The organism is Pseudomonas sp. PF05 (assembly GCF_056521845.1).
On sequence record NZ_JBWLPW010000076.1, the window covers coordinates 1 to 646 of the forward strand.

Below are 646 nucleotides of genomic sequence, written 5' to 3' on the forward strand. Positions count from 1 at the left end.
CATCGTTTACACCGCTACCCTGACCAACGCGGCCGGCTCGCCAGTGACAGTCACCCTGAGCAACGGCGCAGTGATCAACATCGCTGCCGGTGCCACCACTGGCACCGTCACGGTCGATGCCCCAACAGACGACGTCTACAAAGACGCTGGCAAAGTCGAAGTCAGCATCGACAACGCCACGGGCGGTAACTTCGAGAACCTGGTTCCGAGCACCACGCCTGCGGTGACTGACGTCACCGACACCATCGACACTTCGACTGTCAGCCTGACCGCAACGTCCACCGTTGCTGAAGGTGGCACCGTGGTTTACACCGCTTCGGTCAATGCTCCGGTCACTGACGCCCCGCTCGTCGTAACGTTGAGCAACGGCCAGACCATTACCATTCCGGTTGGCGCCAGCAGTGGCTCGGTCAACTTCGTGACCCAGAACGACGCCCTCGCAGGCGGCGACAACCTGAGCGTCAAAATCGACGACGCCCAGGGCGGCAACTACGAAAAACTGGACATCGACGCTACTCCAGCGGACACCACCGTTACCGATGTGCAGGACACTACCGGCCTGACCTTGAGTGCAACCGACACTGTCGCTGAAGGCGGCTCCATCGTTTACACCGCGACCCTGACCAACGCCGCTGGCTCACCAGTG

General features: G+C 61.3%; 1 protein-coding gene. It reads left to right on the plus strand.

Going from position 1 to position 646, the window contains the following annotated elements; translation table 11 throughout:
- Positions 1 to 646 (plus strand): immunoglobulin-like domain-containing protein (locus tag AC09SL_RS29490; RefSeq protein ID WP_479572008.1); only part of this gene is annotated, 646 nt, incomplete at both ends.